This is a genomic window from Actinoplanes sp. CA-252034, assembly GCF_050956125.1.
Lineage (GTDB): Bacteria > Actinomycetota > Actinomycetes > Mycobacteriales > Micromonosporaceae > Actinoplanes.
Genome location: NZ_CP191846.1, coordinates 1,749,018 through 1,769,305, shown reverse-complemented (window position 1 = coordinate 1,769,305; position 20,288 = coordinate 1,749,018). Strand labels below are relative to the sequence as shown.

Sequence of the window (20,288 nt, the reverse complement as noted above, 5' to 3'; positions counted from 1 at the left end):
GGAGAGGCGTCACGAAACGGCGCAAAAGGCCGCGTCAGGAACCGTTCTTCAGGAAGTCCGGCACGTCCACGTCGTCGAAGAGCACCCGGCTGGTACGCGGTGACGGCGTGCTCGGCGGCGGGGTGACCGGCGGCGGGACCGGGGGCAGCGAGCTCCCGGTCGACGGGGCTGGCACCTTGCGCGCCGGCTCGGACGGCTTGTAGGCGGGCGCGCCCGCGTCGAAGCCGGCCGCGATCACGGTGACCCGCACCTCGTCGCCGAGAGCGTCGTCGATGACCGCGCCGAAGATGATGTTCGCGTCCGGGTGGGCCGCGTCGGTCACCAGCTGCGCCGCGTCGTTGATCTCGAAGAGACCGAGGTCCGAACCGCCGGCGATGGAGAGCAGCACGCCGCGGGCGCCGTCCATGCTCTGCTCCAGCAGCGGGCTGGAGATCGCCTTCTCGGCGGCCTCGACCGCGCGGTTGTCGCCACGGGCGCTGCCGATGCCCATGAGGGCGCTGCCGGCGTTGCTCATGACGCTCTTCACGTCGGCGAAGTCCAGGTTGATCAGACCCGGCGTGGTGATCAGGTCGGTGATGCCCTGCACACCGGAGAGCAGCACCTGGTCGGCCTGACGGAACGCGTCCATCATGCTGATGCCGCGGTCGCCGAGGGCGAGCAGCCGGTCGTTCGGGATCACGATCAGGGTGTCGCACTGGTTGCGCAGCTCGTCGATGCCGGCCTCGGCCTGCACCTGGCGGCGCTTGCCCTCGAAGTTGAACGGGCGGGTGACCACGCCGATCGTGAGGGCGCCCAGCTTGCGGGCGATGTTGGCGACCACGGGCGCGCCGCCGGTGCCGGTGCCGCCACCCTCGCCGCACGTCACGAAGACCATGTCGGCCCCCTTGAGGACCTCCTCGATCTCGTCGCGGTGGTCCTCGGCGGCGTTCTTGCCGACCTCGGGCTGCGCGCCGGCCCCCAGGCCACGCGTCAGCTCCCGGCCGACGTCCAGTTTGACGTCGGCGTCGCTCATCAACAGTGCCTGCGCATCGGTGTTGATCGCGATGAACTCCACACCCTTGAGCCCAACTTCGATCATGCGGTTGACGGCGTTCACGCCACCACCGCCGATGCCGACGACCTTGATGACCGCAAGATAGTTGTGCGGAGGTGTCATCGGGCTCAGCCATCCCTTCCGGGGTTGGCGGATGTCGACGGCCCCTGCGGTCCCGGGAACCGCACTTCGACATCCGCTGCCATACATAGGAAAAGGAAGGCGAGGAAACCCTCACCCTCTACTAGAGGTTCAGAGTTATGTCAACCAGTCGAACCTCTCGACGCAACGTATGCGGACATGCCGCCGCATCCAAAGACCCGGGGCGGCGTGTCGCGTGCGCGTAGGAGGTGAGTATCCGACTCACCCGTAACCTTGAACCTTTTATTGCGTTCATCACGCTTTGTCCGAATAACCGGATGGCTAGCGTATGGTCACCACTTTCACGGCGCTCACGTCGATCTCGTCGCCCTTCTGCTTCAGCAGCACCGTGGCGACCGTGCTCTTGCGCTCGCTCTTGGTGTCGTCACCCCAGATGACCACCCGGCCGTTGCGCAGCTCCAGCCGGATCTGCACCGGCGACGGCACCGAGATCGCCACCAGTTGCTCGCGCAGCTCGTCGCTGAGCGCGGCCAGCACCGTCAGGGCCGAGCCGGTGTTCTCGTCACCGGCCCCCGGCGTGCCGAGCCGGGCCAGCGGCAGGCCCTTCGGCGCGGCGGGCACCGCACGGAACGGCACCCCCTCGTCGTCGATCAGCACGAACTGACCGTCCCGCGCCGGCACGGCGGCCACCGCCGTCCGCTCCACCACCTCGATCACCACGGCCGACGGCCAGCTCCGGCTCACCAGCACGCGGTCCACCGGCGGCAGCTTCCTGATCCGCGCGCCGACCTCGTCCAGGTCGACCCGGGCCAACGGCAGCTCCGGCTCCACGGCGGCGGCGGCCCGCACCTGCTCCGGCGTGAGGATCTGGGCCCCGACCACGCGGACCTCGCGAACCCCGAGCACCGCGGTGCCGTACACCAGCCAGACCAGACCGCCGACGGCCAGCAGCGCGCCGGCGCCGATCAGCCAGGGCATCGCGGCGCGCAGGCGCCGCTGCCTGGCCCGCGCCATGAAGCGCCGGGCCGACGGCGGCACCGCGTCCGTGTCGGCCCGGACCAGCCGCCAGTTACGCGAGCCCCCGCCGGCCATCGTCGCTACCCGGCCAGGTCCGGCCGGTGGTCGGCCTCGGCCAGCGCGGCCAGCAGCTCGTCGCCCATCAGCGAGATCGGCGGCGCACCCATGGTCACCACGACGTCGCCGGGACGGCTGCGCCGCACCACCTCGGCCGGCACGTCCTCCCAGTCCGGGATGAAGACCTTGCGCTCGCCGGGCAGGTCGATCGCCGCGGTCAGCGCCCGGCCGCCCTCGCCCGGGCCGCGGGTCTCGCCCGGCCCGAAGACCTCCATGCAGAGCACCTCGTCGGCGACCGCGAGACCGTCGGCCAGGTCCGCCTCCAGGTCACGGGTGCGGTACACCCGGTACGGCTGGAAGACCACCAGCAGCCGGCCGTCACCGGCCACCTCACGCAGCGTGCGCAGAGCCGCCTTCACCGAGGTCGGGTGGTACGCGTACTCGTCGTACACCCGCACACCGGCCGCGATGCCCTTGCGCTCGAAGCGGCGGCGGACGCCCGGGAACGACTCCAGCGCCTCGGTCACCTTCGACAGCTCGATGCCCAGCTTCAGCGCGGTGAGCACGGTCGCCGCGCTGTTCAGCCCCATGTGCGTACCGGGCAGGGCCAGTTTGAGCTCACCGAGCGGCTGCCCGTCCAGCTCGGCCCGGTAGCGCACACCACTGACCGAGGAGGTGACGTCGAAGATCCGCAGATCCGCGCCGGCCGACTCCCCGTACGTGTAGACGGTCTTGCCCTGCGCCTTGAGCCCCGCGATCAGCTCGTCGGTGCCCGGCCCGTCCGCACAGGTCACCACGAACCCGTCGGCCAGACCGCCGAACTCCAGGAAGCCGGCCTTCAACGTCTCCAGGTCGCCCCAGTTGTTGAGATGGTCGCCCTCGATGTTGGTGATGATCGCCACGTGCGGCCGGTAGATCAGGAACGTCCGGTCGTGCTCGTCGGCCTCGGCCACGAAGTGCGGGCCGGTCCCGTGGTGCCCGTTCGACCCGGCCGCCGACATCTCCCCGCCGATCACGAAGGACGGGTCCTGACCGGCGTGCTGCAGGATCACCGTCATGATCGACGTGGTGGTGGTCTTGCCGTGGGTGCCGGCCACCGCGATGGTCTGCCGGTCGGTCATGGCCGCGGCCAGCGCCTCGGAACGGTGCAGCACCCGCAGCCCGCGGCGGCGCGCCTCCACCATCTCCACATGGTCCCGCGGGATCGCGGTCGAGTAGACGACCGTGTCCACGCCGTCGAGGTTGGACGGCTCGTGGGCCATGTGCACCGTGCCGCCGAGAGCCCGCAGCGCGGCCAGCGCCGGCCACTCCCGCAGCTCGCTGCCGGAGACCGGCACGCCCCGGGTCAGCAGCAACCGGGCCAGGCCGGCCATGCCGACACCACCGATGCCGATCAGATGCACGCTGCCCAGGTCCTCGGCGGTCATCTCGCCGGCCGGCGTCAGCTCCGCCGTGTTCACAGTGTCACTCCCTCAGTCCTCATCAAGCTCTGTCAGCTCACGGCTTCGAGAACGAAGCGCAGCAGCTGCTCGTCACCGTCGCGGCGACCGTAGCGGGCCGCGGCCGAGCCCATGGCGGCCAGCCGCTGCCGGTCCCGGGCCAACGGGATGATGTTGCTCTCGATCCACTCCGGCGTCAGCTCGCTGTTGTCGACCAGCATGCCGCCACCGGACTCCACCACCGGCAGCGCGTTGCGGCGCTGCTCCTGGTTGCTGAACGGGTAGGGCACGTAGATCGCCGGCATGCCGAGCGCGGTCGTCTCGGCCACCGTGATCGCGCCGCCCCGGCACAGCATCAGGTCGGCGGCAGCGTAGCCGAGCTGCATGTCCGACAGGTAGGGCACGACGACATAGGGAACCGGCAGGTCGGTCGGCACCTCGAACGGGTCGTTGCGCCCGCCCTGCACGTGCAGCACCTGGATGCCGGCGTGCGCGAGCCGCTTGGCCGCGGCGGCCACCGCCAGGTTGATCGTGCGGGCCCCGGACGAGCCGCCGGAGACGAAGAGCACCGGCAGGTCGGGGCGCAGCCCGAAGTGGTAGAGGGCCTGCGGGCGCAGGGCCGGCCGGTCCATACCGGTGATCGCGGTCCGCAGCGGGACGCCGACCAGGCGGGCGTTGCGCAGCGCCTCGGCCTGCTCCAGCTGGTGCGGGAAGCCGACCGCGATGCGCCGGGTGAATCTCATGCCCATCCGGTTGGCGACCCCGGGCGGCACGTTGACCTCGTGGATGACGATCGGCAGCTCACGACGCCACGCCGCCAGATAGGCCGGCACCGACACGTAGCCGCCGAAGCCGACGACCACCTGGGCCTGCACCTCGTCGATGACCTCGCCGGCCGCGTGGGCCGACTTGTACATCCGGTCCGGGGTGCGCAGCAGGTCCAGGTTGAGCGAGCGGGGCAACTGGAACGCCGGGATGCCGCGCAGGTCGTAGCCGGCCGCCGGGATCAGCTGGTTCTCCATGCCCTTGGGGCTGCCCAACGTGGTGATCCGGATCTCCGGGAAGTGCCGGCGCAGGGCGTCGGCGAAGGCCAGCAGCGGATAGATGTGACCGCCGGTGCCTCCGCCGGCGAGCACGACCGACCGCAGCGACCCCATCACCGTCTCCTCCCGCCCCCCGCTTCACCGAGCGCGCCGCTGCCCGCTTTCTGGGCAGGCGAACGCTGCGGTCCCGGCCGCCGCGGCGGGGGAAGCGGCGGCAGCGGGGCCCAGAGTAGCCGCACCCACCGAGGCGTCGGACGGGCGTTCAGCGCTCGCGCCGCGTCCGGTTCGGCCCGGGCGAACGACGCCAGTATGCCGACCGCCGCCATCGTCACCACGAGCGCGGTGCCACCGGCGGAGATGAACGGGAGCGGGAGACCGGTGATCGGGAGCAGGCCGACCACGCCACCCATGTTGATCACGGCCTGGGCGACCAGCCAGGTGGTGATGGCGGTGGCGGCGAGACGGCGGAACGGGTCGTTGACCCGGCGGGCGATCCGGAACCCGGTGTAGGCCAGCACCGACAGCAGGGCCAGCACCACGCCGCAGCCGACCACACCGAGCTCCTCGGCCACGATCGCGAAGATGAAGTCGTTGCCCGCCTCCGGCACCCAGCCCCACTTGAGGGCGCTCTTGCCCAGGCCGACGCCGAACCAGCCGCCCTCGAAGATCGCCGACCGGCCCTGCGCCAGCTGGTAGCAGGAACGCCCGGCCTCGGTGGTGGTGTCGCAGTCGGCCAGCGGCTCCAGGAAGGCGGTCAGCCGCCGCCACCGGTAGTTCTCCTCGCCCGCGGTGCCGGAGCCGGCGCCCCGGGACGCCGCCGCGATCAGCAGGCCGACGCCGGCCAGGCCCAGCACGCCCAGCGCGCCGAAGACCCGCAGCCGGACCCCGGCCGCCCAGAGCAGGCCGACGATCAGCGCCAGCAGCACCAGCATGGTGCCCAGGTCGTTGTAGCCGACGAGGACGAAGAGCAGGCCGAGCACGGGGAACAGCGGCATCGCCAGCTCCCGCCAGTGGCCCAGGGCCGGGCCCTTGCGGGCGATCACGTCGGCGGTCCAGAGCACCATGGCCAGTTTCGCCAGCTCACCCGGCTGCATGCTGAACGAGCCGAAGACCAGCCAGTTCAGGTCGGCCACGAGCGGGCCGAGCGTCGGGTCGCCGTCGCTGTTGCGGCTCAGCACCCCGACCGAGGCCAGCGCGTTCATGGCGGCCAGGAGGGTGAGCAGGGCGACGGACAGGGCGAGCAGGCCCCGGCCGATCACCCGTAACGTGACCGTGGGCAGCCGCTGGAAGATCCAGAAGGCGACCAGGCCGAGTAGCGCGTACACCGCCTGGCTGCTGATCTCGGTGAACGCGTTGCCCTTCTCCGCGAACGCCTTCACGCTGGTGGCCGAGAAGACCATGGTGAGACCGATCAGCAGCAGCAGCGCGCCGCTCGCGATCAGCAGGTAGTACGAGGACAGGGGTCTGGCCAGCAGCCCGTGCACGGCGGGCAGGAGCTGCCGGCTCAGTGACGGGCGGGCCTGCTGAGATCGGTCGTCCGCCATACCCCCATCATCGTCCGATGTCCACATCTCTCCCCGTCACGCCGATGGCGTGTCGCGGGGAGATCTGCACTACCCCATGACCGCCAGATGCTCGCTGTAGAACAGTCCCAGGCCGATCGCCGCGCAGATGCCCGCGATGATCCAGAACCGGACCACGATGTTGACCTCGCTCCAGCCGGCCAGCTCGAAGTGGTGCTGCAGCGGCGACATCCGGAAGACCCGCTTACCGGTGGTCTTGAACGAGATGATCTGGATGACCACGGACATCGTGATGATGACGAACAGGCCGCCGATGATGACCGAGAGCAGCGTGGTGCGGGTGGCCACGGCCAGGCCGCCGATCAGGCCGCCCAGCGCGAGCGCGCCGGTGTCACCCATGAAGATCCGGGCCGGGTTGGTGTTCCACCAGAGGAAGCCGACACAGGCCGCGGCCGCCGCGGCCGCGATCATCGCGATCTCGAGTGGGTCCCGGACCTGATAACAGTGTTGTGCGGTCTGCGAGCCGGCCTGGCCGACGTAGTCGTTGTCACCGCACCAGTGCCGGTACTGCCAGAACCCGATCAGCGAGTAGGCGCCGAGGACCAGGATCGACGCGCCGGTGGCGAGACCGTCGAGGCCGTCGGTGAGGTTCACGCCGTTCGACATCGCCATGATCACGAAGACGAACACCATTACCGAGCCGACCTTGCCGACGTCCAGCCAGCTCACGTCCCGGATGAAGGAGATCTTCTCGCTGGCGACGGTCTGGCCGTTGGTGCTCGGGAAGTACAGCGCGGCGATGCCGAACACGGTGCCGATCAACAGCTGCCCGAGCAGCTTGCCCTTGGCGCTGAGGCCGTCCGAGTTCTTCTTGCGCACCTTCAGGAAGTCGTCCAGGAAGCCGACCGCGCCACAGAAGACGAAGATGCCGAGCAGGACCAGGGCGGTCATGGTCGGCTTCTCCTGGGCGATCTGCCGGTCCGGCAGAGTGGTCAGCGCCAGATGCCCGGCGGCATAGGCGAAGACGGTGGCGATGATGAACGCCACGCCGCCCATGGTCGGGGTGCCCCGCTTGCCCATGTGGGTGGCGGGTCCGATGGTGCGGATCGGCTGCCCGGCCTTGAGCGCCGAGAAGACCCGGATCGCGAGGGGCGTGCCGAAGAGCGAGATGAGAAAGGCGACCGCGGCCGCGACGATTACTGCCCTCACGGGCTAAACCTCCTCGGTACGCCGCAGCCAGTCGGCGACGTCCCATGTCCGGTACCGGGAACCCTTGACCAGCACGACATCGTCGGCGCGCAGATCGTGGCGCAGGATCTCGATCGCGGCGGCCTGGTCGTCGGCGAGGAGCCCCGTACCCCGCCAGCCATCCACCGCGGCGGCGCCGTCCAGAATCGGACCCGCCCCGCCGGTCACCGCGATCAGCCGGTCCACGCCCAGTTCGGCGGCGAGCCGCCCGACCTCGGCGTGACCGGACACCTCGTGCTCGCCGAGCTCGGCCATGAAGCCGAGCACGGCGGTGGTGCGCTTGCCGCCGCCCATCGCCGCCAGCGCCCGCAGAGCGGCCGAGGTCGACGACGGATTGGCGTTGTACGAGTCGTCGACGACCGTGACCCCGTCGGGGCGGGTGTAGACGTCCATCCGGCGCTCGGAGGCGATGCCGACCTCGCCGAGCGCCGTCACCAGGTCGTCGAAGTCCATCCCGGCGGCCAGCGCCACAGCGCCCGCGGCCAGGGTGTTCGCGACCTGGTGCTCGCCGGCGGTGGTGAGCCGGACGACCCCCGACCGGGTGCCGTCGGAGATCGTGTACGACGCCCGCCCGGCCGCGTCGAGCGTGACGTCCGAGGCGGTCAGCGATCCGGTCGACCCGACCAGGACCACCCGGGCCGAGGTGCGCGACGCCATCGGGGCCACCAGCGGGTCGTCGGCGTTGAGGACCGCCACGCCGGTGTCCGGGAGAGCCTCGACCAGCTCGCCCTTGGCCAGCGCGGTGCCCTCCTTGGAGCCGAACTCGCCGATGTGGGCGGCGCCGATGTTCAGCACGACGCCGATCGACGGGCGGGCGATTCCGGTCAGGTACCGGATGTGCCCGACACCGCGGGCGCCCATCTCCAGCACCAGGAACCGGGTCCGCTCGGAGGCACGCAGGACGGTGTACGGGAAACCCAGCTCGTTGTTGAGCGAGCCGGGCAGCGCCACCGTGGGACCGAGCCGGGACAACAGCTGCCCGATGTAGTCCTTGGTGGTGGTCTTGCCGGACGAGCCGGTCAACCCGATCACGGTGAGGTCGTCCAGCCGGGCCACCACGGCACGGGCCAGGGCGGCCACCGCCGCCAGCGGGTCCTCCACGACGACGCCGGGCACGCCGGTGTCGCGGGAGCCGAGCACGGCGGCGGCGCCCCGCTCGACGGCGGCGCCCGCGAAGTCGTGGCCGTCGGCCTTCTCACCGGCGAAGGCGAGGAACAGGCCGCCCGGGCCGATCTTGCGGGAGTCGTACTCGACGTCGCCGGTGACGAGCACCGACGGGTCGCCGACGACCCGGCCACCGGTGATCGCGGCGATCTCCGCCAGGGTCAGGTCGATCATGCGCGCGCCTCCAGAGCGGCTGCCAGCTCGACACGGTCGTCGAACGGCAGCACCTCGCCGTTCACCTCCTGGCCGAGTTCGTTGCCCTTACCCAGCACCGCGATCACGTCACCGGCCGAGGCCAGGCGGACGGCCTCGGCGATGGCGGAGCGTCGGCCGGCCACTTCGATGATCTTCGCGGGCGTGGACGCCTCTTCCGCGCCCACGCGGACCGCCGATCGTACGAAAGCGGGGTCCTCGGTCCTGGGGTTGTCGTCGGTGACGATCACCAGGTCGGACCCCTGCGCCGCGGCCTCGCCCATCAGAGGCCGTTTTCCCTGGTCGCGGTCGCCGCCGGCGCCGATGACGCAGATCAGCCGCCCACCGCGCGCGGCAGCGAGCCCGCGCAGCGCGGTGAGCGCCGCGACGATCGCGTTGGGCTTGTGGGCGTAATCGACCACACCCAGGATCTCGCCGGGCGCCTGCACCAGCTCCAAGCGGCCCGGCACCCCACGGCAGGCGGCGATGCCGGCGCCGGCGACGTGGGCGTCCACGCCCACCGCGACCAGCAGGGCGAGAGCCAGCAGCGCGTTCGCGACGTTGTGCAGGCCGGGCAGCGTGACGCCGGTCTCGACGGTCACGCCGTCCGGTCCGTGCGCGGTGAAGAGCTGACCGAAATCGGACGGGCGCACATCGGTGGCCCACCAGGTCGCGGCCGGGTCGCCGGCCGCCGAATAGGTGATCGTCGACGGCTTGAACAGGGGGCGCAGCGCCGGGTCGTCGAAGTTGAGCACCTCGGCGGCGGACCTGCCGTCGAAGAGCCGGGCCTTGGCCTCGAAGTAGTCCTCCGAGGTGGGGTGGAAGTCGAGGTGGTCCTGGCCGAAGTTGGTGTAGCCACCGGCCGCGAAGCGGATGCCACCGGCCCGGCCCATCACCAGCGCGTGGCTGGAGACCTCCATGACCACCGCCTCGACGCCGCGCTCGACACCGGTGGCCAGGATCGCCTGCAGGTCGGTGGCCTCCGGCGTGGTCCGCACGCTCTTGACCACCAGGTCGCCGAGCCGGGTCTCCACCGTGCCGACCAGCCCGGTCACCCTGCCCGCGGCCCGCAGACCGGCCTCGACCAGGTACGACGTGGAGGTCTTCCCGGCCGTCCCGGTGATGCCGATCATCTGCAGGCGCCGCGACGGCTCCCCGTAGATCGCCGCCGAGGCCGCGCCGAGCACCGCCCGCGGGTCGTCGGCCACCAGAACCGGCAGACCGGCGGCGACGGCCGCCGCACGGCCGGCCGGGTCGGTCAGGACGGCTACCGCGCCGGAGCGCGCGGCGTCGGCCACGAACTCGGCGCCGTGCCGGTTGGCGCCGGGGAGCGCCGCGTAGAGATCACCCGGGCGCACCTCCCGACTACTGTGTGTAATGCCGGTAACCGGGACGTCACCGCCGGTCAGATCGGCCGTTAACAGCTCCGCGAGCCGCGCCAGCAGGCACGGCTCCACGGTCTCGGGACGTGGAATGCCGGACACGGCGTCAGACCCTACCCCGTCTCCGACGGCTCGTCGTCAACGCCATGCGACCCGCGTCATTCCTTGATCTTGAAATCTGGCGCCTTGGTGCCGGACGGCGGCACATGGTTCTGGCGAAGGACGTAGGACATCATCTCGCTGAAGGCCGGAGCCGCGACGTCACCGCCGCCACCGCTACTGACGTCCATCGACACCGCGATCACGTAACGCGGGTTCTCGGCCGGGGCCATGCCGACGAACGAGCTGGCGTTGTTGCTGGTGTACTGCCCGTTGACGAGCAGCTTGCCGGTGCCGGTCTTGCCCGCCACCCGGTAGCCGGGCACCTGAGCCGCGAGACCGGTGGCGTGCTCGACCGTGGTCACCGACTCCATGATCAGGCGCAGCTCCTTGGCGACGTCCGCGTCCAGGACCCGGTGCGTCGACGGCGTGGGGGCCGGCGTCTCCGCACCGTCCTCGCCGGAGATGGTCGCCTTGATCAGGTGCGGCTGGATGTAGACGCCGTCGTTGGCGATCGCGCCGTACCCGGCCGCCATCTGGATCAGCGTGGCCGACACGCTGTGCCCGATCGGCACCGAGCCGTACGACGAGCCGCTCCAATCGGCCGTCTCCAGCAGGTCGCCCTCGGCCTCGGCCGGCATCCCCTCGCCGGTGGCCTTGCCCAGCCCGAACTTCTGCTGGTACTCGTAGACCTTCTCCTTGCCGAGCCGGTCGGCGAGCAGGATGGTGCCCACGTTCGAGGAGAAGGCGAGCAGCCCCGGCAGCGTCATCCGGCTGCCCTTCTCCTGCGGGTGGGTGTCCTCGAAGGTGGTGTCGCCCTTCTTGATCGCCGGGCTGATCGGGATCAGCTCGTCCGGCTTGACGACGCCCTCCTGCAGCGCCGCGCCGAAGATGAACGCCTTGTGGCTCGACCCCGGATCGGTGACGACGGCGCTCGGCATGTCGACGCGTTCGATCGGATCCACCGAATTCGGCTTCGCCGCGTTGTAGAACGGATAGCTGGCCTGCGCCAGCACCTCGCCGGTACGGGCGTCGAGCACCACCGCGCCGCCGACCCGCGCGTTCTTCTTCTTGCCCGCCGAGTCCAGGACCCGCTGCACCTGGAACTGCAGGTCCTGGTCGATGGTGAGCTGCAGCGAGTTGCCCGGCCGGGCCTCGACGTCCTGCTGGAACCCGCCCGGGATCGGCTTGTTGAGCTTGCCCGTGCCGACCTCGAAGACCCGCTTGCCGTCGGTGCCGTGCAGCAGGTTGTCGTAGCGCGCCTCGAGGCCCTCCAGGCCGCGCCCCTCCTCGCCGGTGAACCCGATCAGGTTGGACGCGAGGTCACCACCGGGCACGTCACGCCGCTCGTCGGGGTGCGTGTAGATACCGTCCAGGTTCAGGGCGTCGATCTGCTCGGCGACCCCCAGGTCCACGCCGCGGTCCAGGTAGCGGAACTTCGTCCACTGCCCGAGCACCTGCTTGCGCTGCATGTTCGCGGCCAGCTCGGACTGCGGGACACCCAGCAGGGGCGCCAGCTTCGCGGCCGTGGCGGGGATGCTCCTTCGCAGGCCCGCGTTCTCCGGGTCGGCGTAGACGTACCGCGCCTCCACGCTGTGCGCCAGGACGTTGCCGTTGCGGTCCAGGATGCTGCCGCGCGGCGCCGGCAGCTTGACGCTGCTCAGCCTGTTCTCGCGCAGCTCCAGCAGGCTGGCCGCCTCCGCCGGGGAGGTGGCGACCTGCAGCACCACCAGGCGCACGCCGATGGTGACGAAGAGCGAGAGCGCCAGGACGGTGCCGAGCCGCAGCCGCCGGGTGCTGCTGGCGAGCTTCGGCGGCTCCGCCGGGACCGGCCTCCGGCGCTCCGGCGCCTTCTTCCGGGGCCGCTCCGGCTCGCGCGTCCGGACCCTTTCCCGCGGCTTCTCCTGCTCCCGCGCCTTCGCCCGGGGCTTGAGCTGCTCCCGGGGCTTGGCCTGCTCCCGGGGCTTGGCCTGCTCCCGGGGCTTGGGCTGCTCGCGCTGGGGCGGCGGCTCGGTGGTGCGGCCGCGCGCCCGGCTCCGCTGGCCACCCTCGCCGCCGTCGAGGACCTGCAGCGCCGGCCGGAAGGGGTCGGCGTTGCGGCCGCTCTCACGGGGCGTCCGGCCGCGCTCGGCCACGGTCCGCCCGCGCGGGGTGTAGGCACGTGCCTCCCCGATGCTGGAGCGGCCGCGCCGGTTGTCGCGTGGGGTCTCCTCGGGCTCCTCGCCCGGCAGGTCACGCGACGAACCGCGCCGGGGCGAAGTGCCCCGGCGCGGTGTCTCGTCGTCGGCTCGCGGCGACATGCGGGCCTACCGCCCGGCCGCGGCGGACGGCGTGAGGTCCTCGCGCAGCCCGTCGTCGGTGGTCGGCGCCGTCGGGCCCTTGCCGGGCACCGGCATCCCGACGATCTCGCCGTTCGGCAGCCAGACGACCGCCGGCTTCTCGGCCTGGACCAGGCCCAGTCGCTTCGCGGCGGCGTGCAGCTTGCCCGGACCGGACGCATCGACGATCTGCCGCTGCAGGTCGTGCTGCCGCTGGTCCAGCGTGGTCTTCTCGTTGCGGAGCGCGTCCAGCCGGAACGACTGCTCCACGGTCGCCGTGTTGATCAGCAGGATGCCGACCACACCGACCAGCACCACGGCGATGATCGCCGTGGCGAAGGCGGCGCGCGGCGCCCGGACCGGGATCGGCGGCGCCACCCAGAGGCGCAGACGACCCGGGATCGGCGCCGGATCCCCCGTCACCTCGATCGACAGCGCGGTCGCGCCATCGACCGGTGCCGCATCCTGAGCCCCCCGGCTCCGGATCCCTGACCGGCGCGTGTCGGCCGGTTCGGAACGGCGCGTCCCCCGAGCGCCGCCCCTCGTGGTCTCGGCATCGCGGCTGCTCCGGCGCGTGGTGCGCGGCTGCGCCGATCGGCCCCCCGACCGCGGCGCTTCGGATCGCTCGCTCATGCTCGTCCCTCCCCCTCTACATTCGCCCCCGGGCGTATCCGCCCTCGTCCCCCACGCGTTGTAGACATTCGGGGCCGCTCGCGGCCGGCGCCGAACGCCTTCTCGAACCTGCTCGCCTGCTCCTGCTCGTCGATCCGCTCCACCGCGCGCAGTTTCACCGAGGCCGCCCTCGGGTTCGCCGCCACCTCAGCCTCGCTGGGCAGCTCCGACCCGCGGGTCAGCAGCCTCAGGCTCGGACCGGTGCCCGGGAGCTCGACCGGAAGGTCGACCGGCCCGGTGCTGCGCGACCTCGCGGCGAGCTCGCGCTTGACGATCCTGTCCTCCAACGATTGATAACTCATCACCACAAGGCGCCCACGTGGCGCCAACGCGTCCAAAGCCGCCGGAACCGCTCCCTCGAGCGCCTCCAACTCCCTGTTCACCTCAATGCGTAGTGCCTGAAATGTCCTTTTTGCGGGATTTCCACCCGTTCGCCGCGCGGCGGCCGGAATGGCGTCCTTCACCAGCTCGGCCAACCGCGCCGTGGAGGTGATCCGTGACTTCGCCCGCTCCCGCACGAGCGACGAGACGATCCGCGGCGCGAACTTCTCCTCGCCGTACTGCCGCAAAACGCGAACAAGATCACCCGGCTCGTACGTGTTGACGACCTCCTCCGCGGTCATCCCGCGGGACTGGTCCATCCGCATGTCCAAGGGCGCGTCCTGCGCATACGCGAAACCGCGATCCGCCTCGTCCAGCTGCAACGAGGAGACCCCGAGGTCGAAGAGCCCACTGTGGATCGCCGGGATCCCCAGCTCGTCGAGAACCCGTGGCAGCTCGTCGTAGACGGCGTGGACCAGGTGCACGCGGTCACCGAAACGGATCAGCCGGTGCCGGGCATGCGCCAGGGCCTCGGTGTCCCGGTCGAGTCCGACCAGGACCACCTCCGGATACCGCTCGAGGACCGCCTCGGCGTGCCCGCCCAGACCGAGCGTGAAGTCGACGTGAACAGCGCCCGGCAACGTGAGGGCGGGATCGAGCAGCTCGAGACAGCGCTCGAGCAACACCGGCACGTGCGTGCCTCGCGGCTCCCCCATGTCGACCCCCATTGCCGTGCCCGCTCGCGTCCCACTCGTTCGTTGTCCCGTTGCCGCTCGGCCCGGTCGCCCGTCCATACCGCCAGATCCCCATCCGCTCATGTCCCGCGCCGGCGAACCGGCTCCGGACACGCGCCTGGCGCCGGGGAAGAGGCGCCAGGAGCGGGAGCGGCTGGAGATCTCGCAGTACGGCGGCAGTGGCGTCCGGGCCGAACCAGCCGGCCGTCCGAGTGCCACGCCTACAGTCCGCCGGGCAGCACCCCCTCCTCGATGTCGGCGAACTCTTCCTCGCTCGCCGAGAGGTACTCATCCCAGGACTGCTTGTCCCAGATCTCGACCCGGGTGCTCGCACCGATCACCACGAGATCGCGACCAAGACTGGCATACTCCCGCAAATGGGCAGGAATCGTCACCCTGCCCTGCTTGTCGGGAACCTCGTCATGGGCACTCGCGAAGAAGACCCGGCTGTACGCCCGGGCCGCCTTGTTGGTGACCGGTGCCTCGCGCAGCTGACCGGCGATGCGCTGGAACTCCGGCATCGGGAACACGTACAGACAGCGCTCCTGCCCTTTCGTGATCACGACACCTCCCGCCAACCCGTCACGGAACTTCGCCGGGAGGATCAGCCGGCCCTTCTCGTCCAGGCGGGGGGTGTGCGTGCCGAGGAACATCGGCCCCCACCCCTTTGCCGTGGCGGCCGCTCCATCGCGGAGGGAGCGGATCGCCTGTCAACTCGGGCCGGCAGGTCCGGCGTCGCTCCTCCGCCCTGCCACTGCGCCCCACTCTACTCCACTTCCCTCCACCTGCAACCCAAAAGCAAACCCTCACGAGCCGTTCTCACGGACGTAATCCCAGTTCACAGGCGGTGGGGTGGAGTGGAGGGCGTGACCATGATCAACAAGGTCTGGTTTCCGACATGGAGCCTGCGAGGGCCGAAACCGCCCGCCGATATGCCGGCAGAAGCCCGATTCCGGTCCCCCGTGGAGGGAAGTGGGGCACCCCGGGGGAGGAAAGTGGGCGCTCACAGTGGAATCCACATCGCCCGAACACAAGAGACGCCCGTGGGACGTGACCCGACTCAGGTCACGCCCCACGGGCGTCGCTGCTATTCCTTACTTACTACTGCCGCTGTGCAAACCGGTCAGACGACACTTCTTACTGCCGCCGTGCAACCGGTCAGGCGACCAGGCGGCGCACCACGTAGTTCTTGTTCCAGATCTTGTGCTTGCCGACCCGGGCACCGGTGTGGGGTGAGTCGTAGACGTAGCCGTTGCCGGCGTAGATGCCCGCGTGGTAGCCGTACGACCCGTTGCGGAAGATGATCAGGTCACCGACCTGCTTCTTGCCCTTCGCGACGGACTTGCCGTACTTCTGCTGCGTGTTCGCCTTGTGAGGCAGGCTCTTACCGGCCGCCTTCTTGTAGACGTACTTGGTGAAGCCCGAGCAGTCGAAGCGCTTGGGGCCGGACGCCCCGTACTTGTACAGCGCGCCCTTGTGCTTCTTGGCCTCCGCCAGCACCTTGGCACCGCTGGCCTTGACCGTCACCTTGACCTTGCTGGTGACCTTCTGGTTGTAGCCGGTCCCGGTGAAGACGGTCCGGACCCAGACGGTGCTGGTCGGCTTGGCGGTGAGCGAGACCACGCCGTTCTTGACGGTCTCCGTGTCCCAGGTGCGCCACGCGCCGTTGCTGTAGCCCTGGAGCCGCACGGTGCCCTTGGCGACCTGCTTGGTGTTGGGGTCGATCACCTTGGCGGTGACCTTGAGGGTGGAGCCCCACTTGAGGCTGCGGGTGCTCGCCGCCGACCACATCGAGGGTGTGACCTTCGGTGCCACCGCAGCGGCGGCGACCGGGGTGACGGCGGGGGTCGTGGCGGCCGCCGCGGGTGACGCGGCGATCAACTGCCCGGCACAGAGGCAGAGACCCAGGGACAGTGCGACGGTTCCGGTGCCGATGGACGCGCGGCGGCGCCGGCTCGAACTGTGTTCGTGCACGGTGAAGAGATCCCTCCGGCACGCCTGCGAGGTTAGCTGTCGGGTTCGGGCGGGAAGGTTGCCCGGCCGCGGGTGGGCGGCTTCACCCCAAGGTCCTCCCGGCGAGCCACGGAGAGCCTCCGCGGCGCCGGACGGACCGGTATTGGGTCCCCCGTCCCTGCCCCGAATGCCTTGTCTGTGTGGCTCAACTGCGGTGTCGCACCGGTCCGGCCCGGGGCAGGGCTCGGCGTGAACCGATCCGGTGCGGCCGGCGAGCGGAATGCGTCCGGCGAATCTTTGGTACCCGAGTCCGGCCATGATCGTCAGCGGGAGGAATGTCACGCTCCGTGATTGGCACATCTGTCGGTGTCCAGTTTGTTACCTCCACGAGACAATTGCTCCCACCGAAGGTAATGGGGCAGATACGCTGCGTTGAAGGTTACGGGTGAAACAGAACACACAAATAGTCCCGTCACTAACGGGCCACACGTCCGAAAAGCCCGGACCGGGGAAAACACCGGCCACATCGTGATCTTGACGGTCTGGCAACGCGTCGTAACGTTCGAGTCCGGTACCCTCGCTGGCGTGACGGACGGAATGCCTCTCATCGCCAAGGTCGCGACCTCCGTGTCGAAGACCGCGGCGGCGCTCTCCAGGGCCGCGGGCCGCGGCGACGGTTCGGTGATCGGCGGCTGGATCGGCCTCAAGATCGATCCTGACCTGCTGACCCACCTCGCGGTCGGCCGTGCCGTCGCGCTGGTCTCCGGGACCAACGGCAAGACCACGACGACCCGCCTGACCGCGGCCGCGGTCGGTGTCCTCGGCCGGGTCGCCACCAACTCGTTCGGCGCCAACATGCCGACCGGCCACACCTCGGCGCTGGCCAAGGAGGGGCACACCCCGTTCGCGGTCCTCGAGGTCGACGAGCACTACCTGGCGCAGGTCATCGACCAGACCAAGCCCAAGGTCGTGGCGCTGCTCAACCTCTCCCGCGACCAGCTCGACCGGGCGAAGGAGGTGGCGATGATGGCGCAGTTGTGGAAGACGGCCCTCGCCGGCCACCCCGAGATCCGGGTGGTCGCCAACTCCGACGACCCGATGGTGGTGTGGGCCGCGTCCGGCAGCCAGCAGATCACCTGGTTCAGCGCCGGCCAGCGATGGCTCGACGACTCGTTCGTCTGCCCGGAGAGCGGCCACCCGATCGAGCGCCAGCAGGGTGACTGGTGGTGCACCGGCTGCCCGCTGCGCCGCCCACGCCCGCAGTGGGTCGTCGAGGACGAGGGCGTGATCGACCCGCGAGGTGACTGGCACCTGGTCAAGCTGCAACTGCCCGGCAAGGTCAACATCGGCAACGCGGCGACCGCCCTGGCCGTGGCCGCCGAGTTCGGGGTCCGGCCGATCGAGGCGCTCCCCCGGCTCTCCCGGGTCGCGTCGATCGCCGGCCGCTACGCCCAGGTCGACCGGGACGGCCGCAACATCCGGCTGCTCCTCGCGAAGAACCCGGCGAGCTGGCTGGAGGCCTTCGACATGGCCGACCAGGCACCGACGCTGCTCTCGATCAACGCGCGCGACCCCGACGGGCTCGACACGTCGTGGCTCTACGACGTCGACTTCTCCCCGCTGCGCGACCGGCCCGTGCTGATCACCGGCGACCGGGCGTACGACCTGGCCGTGCGCCTCCAGGTGAACCAGGTGCAGTTCCGGCACGTACAGACATTCGACGAGGCGCTGCGGTCGGTGCCGCCCGGCCGCCTCGAAGTGATCGCCAACTACACGGCGTTCCAGGACATCCGAGCGGAGTTGGACCGTGTCAACTGAAGCCCTTCGGATCGTGTGGATCTACCCCGATCTGCTCTCGACCTATGGCGACCGCGGCAACATGCTGATCCTCGCCCGGCGCGCCGCCGAGCGCGGCATCCCGGCCGAGACCTACGAGGTCCGCTCCGACCAGCGGATGCCGCACACCGCCGACATCTACCTGATCGGCGGCGGCGAGGACGGCCCGCAGGCTCTGGCCGCCCAGCGCCTCATCGCCGACCAGGGCCTGCACCAGGCCGTCGCCCAGGGCGCCGCGATCCTCTCCATCTGCGCCGGTTACCAGCTGCTCGGTCACTCGTTCTACGCCAAGGGGGCCAAGTGCGCCGGGCTGGGACTGCTGGACATCACCTCCGACCGGGGCGAGACCCGGGCGGTCGGCGAGCTCCGCGGTGACATCGACCCACGGCTCGGCCTGCCGCCGCTCACCGGCTTCGAGAACCACGGTGGGCGTACGCATCTGGGCGCCCACGCCGCGCCACTCGCCCGGGTGACCGGCGGCATCGGCAACGACGGCCAGACCGAGGGCGCCTGGGCCGGCAAGATCCTCGGCACGTATTCGCACGGCCCGGCGCTCGCCCGCAACCCGGCGATAGCCGATCTGCTACTGCGTTGGGCGACCGGCGCGGATAGGCTTGCCCCTCTCGACGACACTTGGGCCGACCGGCTCCGGTCCGAACGACTCGCCGCGGCGGCTCCCGCCTGACCTGATCGGCTGCACGCCGCACCACTCGCGGTGGCAGCCGGCGTGACCCGATCCCGAGACCTTGTCCATAACCGACGACAGTTGGGGCGGTAGGCCTGCATGACCGACAACCTGATCGCCCCGCGGGGCACCGACACCGCGGACCCTCAGGCAGTTGAGCAAGCCGGCAACACCCCCGGGTGGAAGCGTCGTACCACCCGGATCGCCCTACTCGCCGTCGGTGTGGGCGCCCTCGCCGCAGTCTCGGCGCTCCTCCCGCTCCGGGAGATCGCCGAGACACTGTCCGCGATGGGCCCGAGCGCTGTCGTGGCGGTCGCGGTCCTCGGCGGCATGCTGCTGTCGGTGCTGGTCCCGCGTACCCTCATCACGATGACCTGCGGCGCCCTCCTGGGCGCCGTCACCGGAGGCGCCGCCGCCCTGGCCGCCGCGGTGATCGCCGCCGTCGCCACGTACTACGCGGGCCGATGGGCCGGCCGGGGCGCCCTCCAGGCCCGAGCCGGCAGCCGCCTGGCCCGCCTCGACGGCTGGCTCAACCGCCGCGGCCTGGCCGCCGTCCTGCTGGTCCGCTTCCTGCCCCTGGCCCCGTTCGGCCTGGTCGGCTACGCCTACGGCGCCACCAGCGTGTGCCGCAAGCGCTACCTGCTCGGCACCACGATCGCGGCCATCCCCTCCACGGTCACCTACGCCATCATCGGCGCCGCGGTCGCCGCCCCCGGCGAGATGAACCTGCTCACCCTCGCTCCCGCCGTGTTCAGCTTCATCCTCTCCACCGCGATCATCCTCCGCTGGCGGCACACCGCCCGCCGCGAGGCCATCCCCGCCTGACCCCTATCGGCGATCACCGCCGCCTCCGCACCCCCACGCGATGCCGGCCCTTCGAGAGCCGGGCAGCGACCCATCGGGGTCGCCTCCCCCGGTGGCGCACCCTCTCTGGCGGCCGGCCACTCAGCACAGGCGCTCCCCACGGTGCCGCCTTCCCCCTGCCAGCCGCCACCTCGAAGGCGTTTCACGCCCACTTCGCCCCTCCGCACGCCCGACCGGCAACCCACCGCAGGCGTTCCCCACCCGACTCCAGCCTCCCCACGCCCGACCCGCCGGTCCACCGCAGGCGGTGATCACCACCAACCCCGCCCTTCTTGTACGACCATCGGCCCACAACCACGGCTATCCGTTCTCGAGGGTCCGCGCGACGCAGGCCCGGATCAGGACCGCAGCGCCGCCGCCGGGCTGGTTGCCCACTCACCGGACCTTCGCTGGTGGCGGCCGCACCCGATCAGTCCTCCAGGTGAACGCACGGCCCATCGCGGGGACGATCGGCTCACCCGGTATCGCGACCGGGCTCAGCTACCGCCCATAGGAGGGCCGCAAGGGCGGCCGGGGAGGTGAACGGGCGCTCTGAGCGCCCCGACTAAGAGCGAGCGCCGATCAAGCCGGCAACCCGACTGATCCGATCCTGCACTCGTCACCACG

16 protein-coding genes and 1 riboswitch are annotated in these 20,288 nt (G+C 70.8%); of the genes, 3 read left to right on the top strand and 13 right to left on the bottom strand.

Annotation, left to right across the window (positions count from 1 at the left end; translation table 11 throughout):
* Positions 1-34: 34 nt before the first annotated feature.
* The 13 genes from ftsZ to ACQPZW_RS08160 form a co-directional block, all read right to left on the bottom strand.
* The gene (gene ftsZ, locus ACQPZW_RS08220; RefSeq protein ID WP_317787628.1) at positions 35-1,156 is read right to left on the bottom strand and encodes a cell division protein FtsZ; all 1,122 of its coding nucleotides are present in this window, start codon (positions 1,154-1,156) and stop codon (positions 35-37) included.
* A gap of 300 nt (positions 1,157-1,456) precedes the next feature.
* The gene (locus tag ACQPZW_RS08215; protein ID WP_433794227.1) at positions 1,457-2,227 is read right to left on the bottom strand and encodes a cell division protein FtsQ/DivIB; all 771 of its coding nucleotides are present in this window, start codon (positions 2,225-2,227) and stop codon (positions 1,457-1,459) included.
* Between the two features lie 5 nt (positions 2,228-2,232).
* On the bottom strand, positions 2,233-3,669 hold the full coding sequence (gene murC / locus ACQPZW_RS08210) for a UDP-N-acetylmuramate--L-alanine ligase (protein WP_433794226.1): 1,437 nt from the start codon (positions 3,667-3,669) through the stop codon (positions 2,233-2,235).
* A 32-nt stretch (positions 3,670-3,701) separates the two neighbouring features.
* A complete protein-coding gene (murG, locus tag ACQPZW_RS08205; protein ID WP_433794225.1) occupies positions 3,702-4,805 on the bottom strand; it encodes an undecaprenyldiphospho-muramoylpentapeptide beta-N-acetylglucosaminyltransferase in 1,104 nt (367 codons plus the stop codon).
* Complete coding sequence (locus ACQPZW_RS08200; RefSeq protein ID WP_433794224.1) at positions 4,805-6,235, bottom strand: FtsW/RodA/SpoVE family cell cycle protein; 1,431 nt, start codon at positions 6,233-6,235, stop codon at positions 4,805-4,807. Before ACQPZW_RS08200 ends, murG begins: the two co-directional genes overlap by 1 nt.
* 69 nt (positions 6,236-6,304) lie before the next feature.
* Entirely contained in the window at positions 6,305-7,423 is a 1,119-nt protein-coding gene (mraY, locus tag ACQPZW_RS08195; protein ID WP_433794223.1) for a phospho-N-acetylmuramoyl-pentapeptide-transferase, read from the bottom strand.
* Between the two features lie 3 nt (positions 7,424-7,426).
* Positions 7,427-8,800 (bottom strand): UDP-N-acetylmuramoyl-tripeptide--D-alanyl-D-alanine ligase, encoded by a 1,374-nt coding sequence (locus ACQPZW_RS08190; protein WP_433794222.1) that lies wholly within the window; start codon positions 8,798-8,800, stop codon positions 7,427-7,429.
* A complete protein-coding gene (locus ACQPZW_RS08185) occupies positions 8,797-10,302 on the bottom strand; it encodes a UDP-N-acetylmuramoyl-L-alanyl-D-glutamate--2,6-diaminopimelate ligase (RefSeq protein WP_433794221.1) in 1,506 nt (501 codons plus the stop codon). The genes ACQPZW_RS08190 and ACQPZW_RS08185 overlap by 4 nt, the downstream gene beginning before the upstream one ends.
* Before the next feature lie 56 nt (positions 10,303-10,358).
* Positions 10,359-12,599, bottom strand: coding sequence for a penicillin-binding transpeptidase domain-containing protein (locus ACQPZW_RS08180; protein WP_433794220.1), 2,241 nt, complete (start codon positions 12,597-12,599; stop codon positions 10,359-10,361).
* A gap of 6 nt (positions 12,600-12,605) precedes the next feature.
* A complete protein-coding gene (locus ACQPZW_RS08175; RefSeq protein WP_433794218.1) occupies positions 12,606-13,040 on the bottom strand; it encodes a hypothetical protein in 435 nt (144 codons plus the stop codon).
* 206 nt (positions 13,041-13,246) lie between these two features.
* On the bottom strand, positions 13,247-14,338 hold the full coding sequence (gene rsmH, locus ACQPZW_RS08170) for a 16S rRNA (cytosine(1402)-N(4))-methyltransferase RsmH (RefSeq protein WP_433794217.1): 1,092 nt from the start codon (positions 14,336-14,338) through the stop codon (positions 13,247-13,249).
* Positions 14,339-14,565: 227 nt separating this feature from the next.
* Positions 14,566-14,997 (bottom strand): division/cell wall cluster transcriptional repressor MraZ, encoded by a 432-nt coding sequence (mraZ, locus tag ACQPZW_RS08165; protein ID WP_433794216.1) that lies wholly within the window; start codon positions 14,995-14,997, stop codon positions 14,566-14,568.
* A 505-nt stretch (positions 14,998-15,502) separates the two neighbouring features.
* On the bottom strand, positions 15,503-16,318 hold the full coding sequence (locus ACQPZW_RS08160) for a C40 family peptidase (RefSeq protein ID WP_433794215.1): 816 nt from the start codon (positions 16,316-16,318) through the stop codon (positions 15,503-15,505).
* 6 nt (positions 16,319-16,324) lie between these two features.
* Positions 16,325-16,499: riboswitch (cyclic di-AMP (ydaO/yuaA leader) on the bottom strand.
* 395 nt (positions 16,500-16,894) lie between these two features.
* Between ACQPZW_RS08160 and ACQPZW_RS08155 the strand changes: the two genes are divergently transcribed.
* From ACQPZW_RS08155 to ACQPZW_RS08145, 3 genes are all read left to right on the top strand, one after another.
* Positions 16,895-18,115 (top strand): MurT ligase domain-containing protein, encoded by a 1,221-nt coding sequence (locus ACQPZW_RS08155; protein ID WP_433797470.1) that lies wholly within the window; start codon positions 16,895-16,897, stop codon positions 18,113-18,115.
* Positions 18,105-18,818: a type 1 glutamine amidotransferase gene (locus ACQPZW_RS08150; RefSeq protein WP_433794214.1), complete on the top strand. Its 714-nt coding sequence runs from the start codon at positions 18,105-18,107 to the stop codon at positions 18,816-18,818. The genes ACQPZW_RS08155 and ACQPZW_RS08150 overlap by 11 nt, the downstream gene beginning before the upstream one ends.
* Before the next feature lie 99 nt (positions 18,819-18,917).
* A complete protein-coding gene (locus ACQPZW_RS08145) occupies positions 18,918-19,643 on the top strand; it encodes a TVP38/TMEM64 family protein (protein ID WP_433794213.1) in 726 nt (241 codons plus the stop codon).
* Positions 19,644-20,288: the final 645 nt, after the last annotated feature.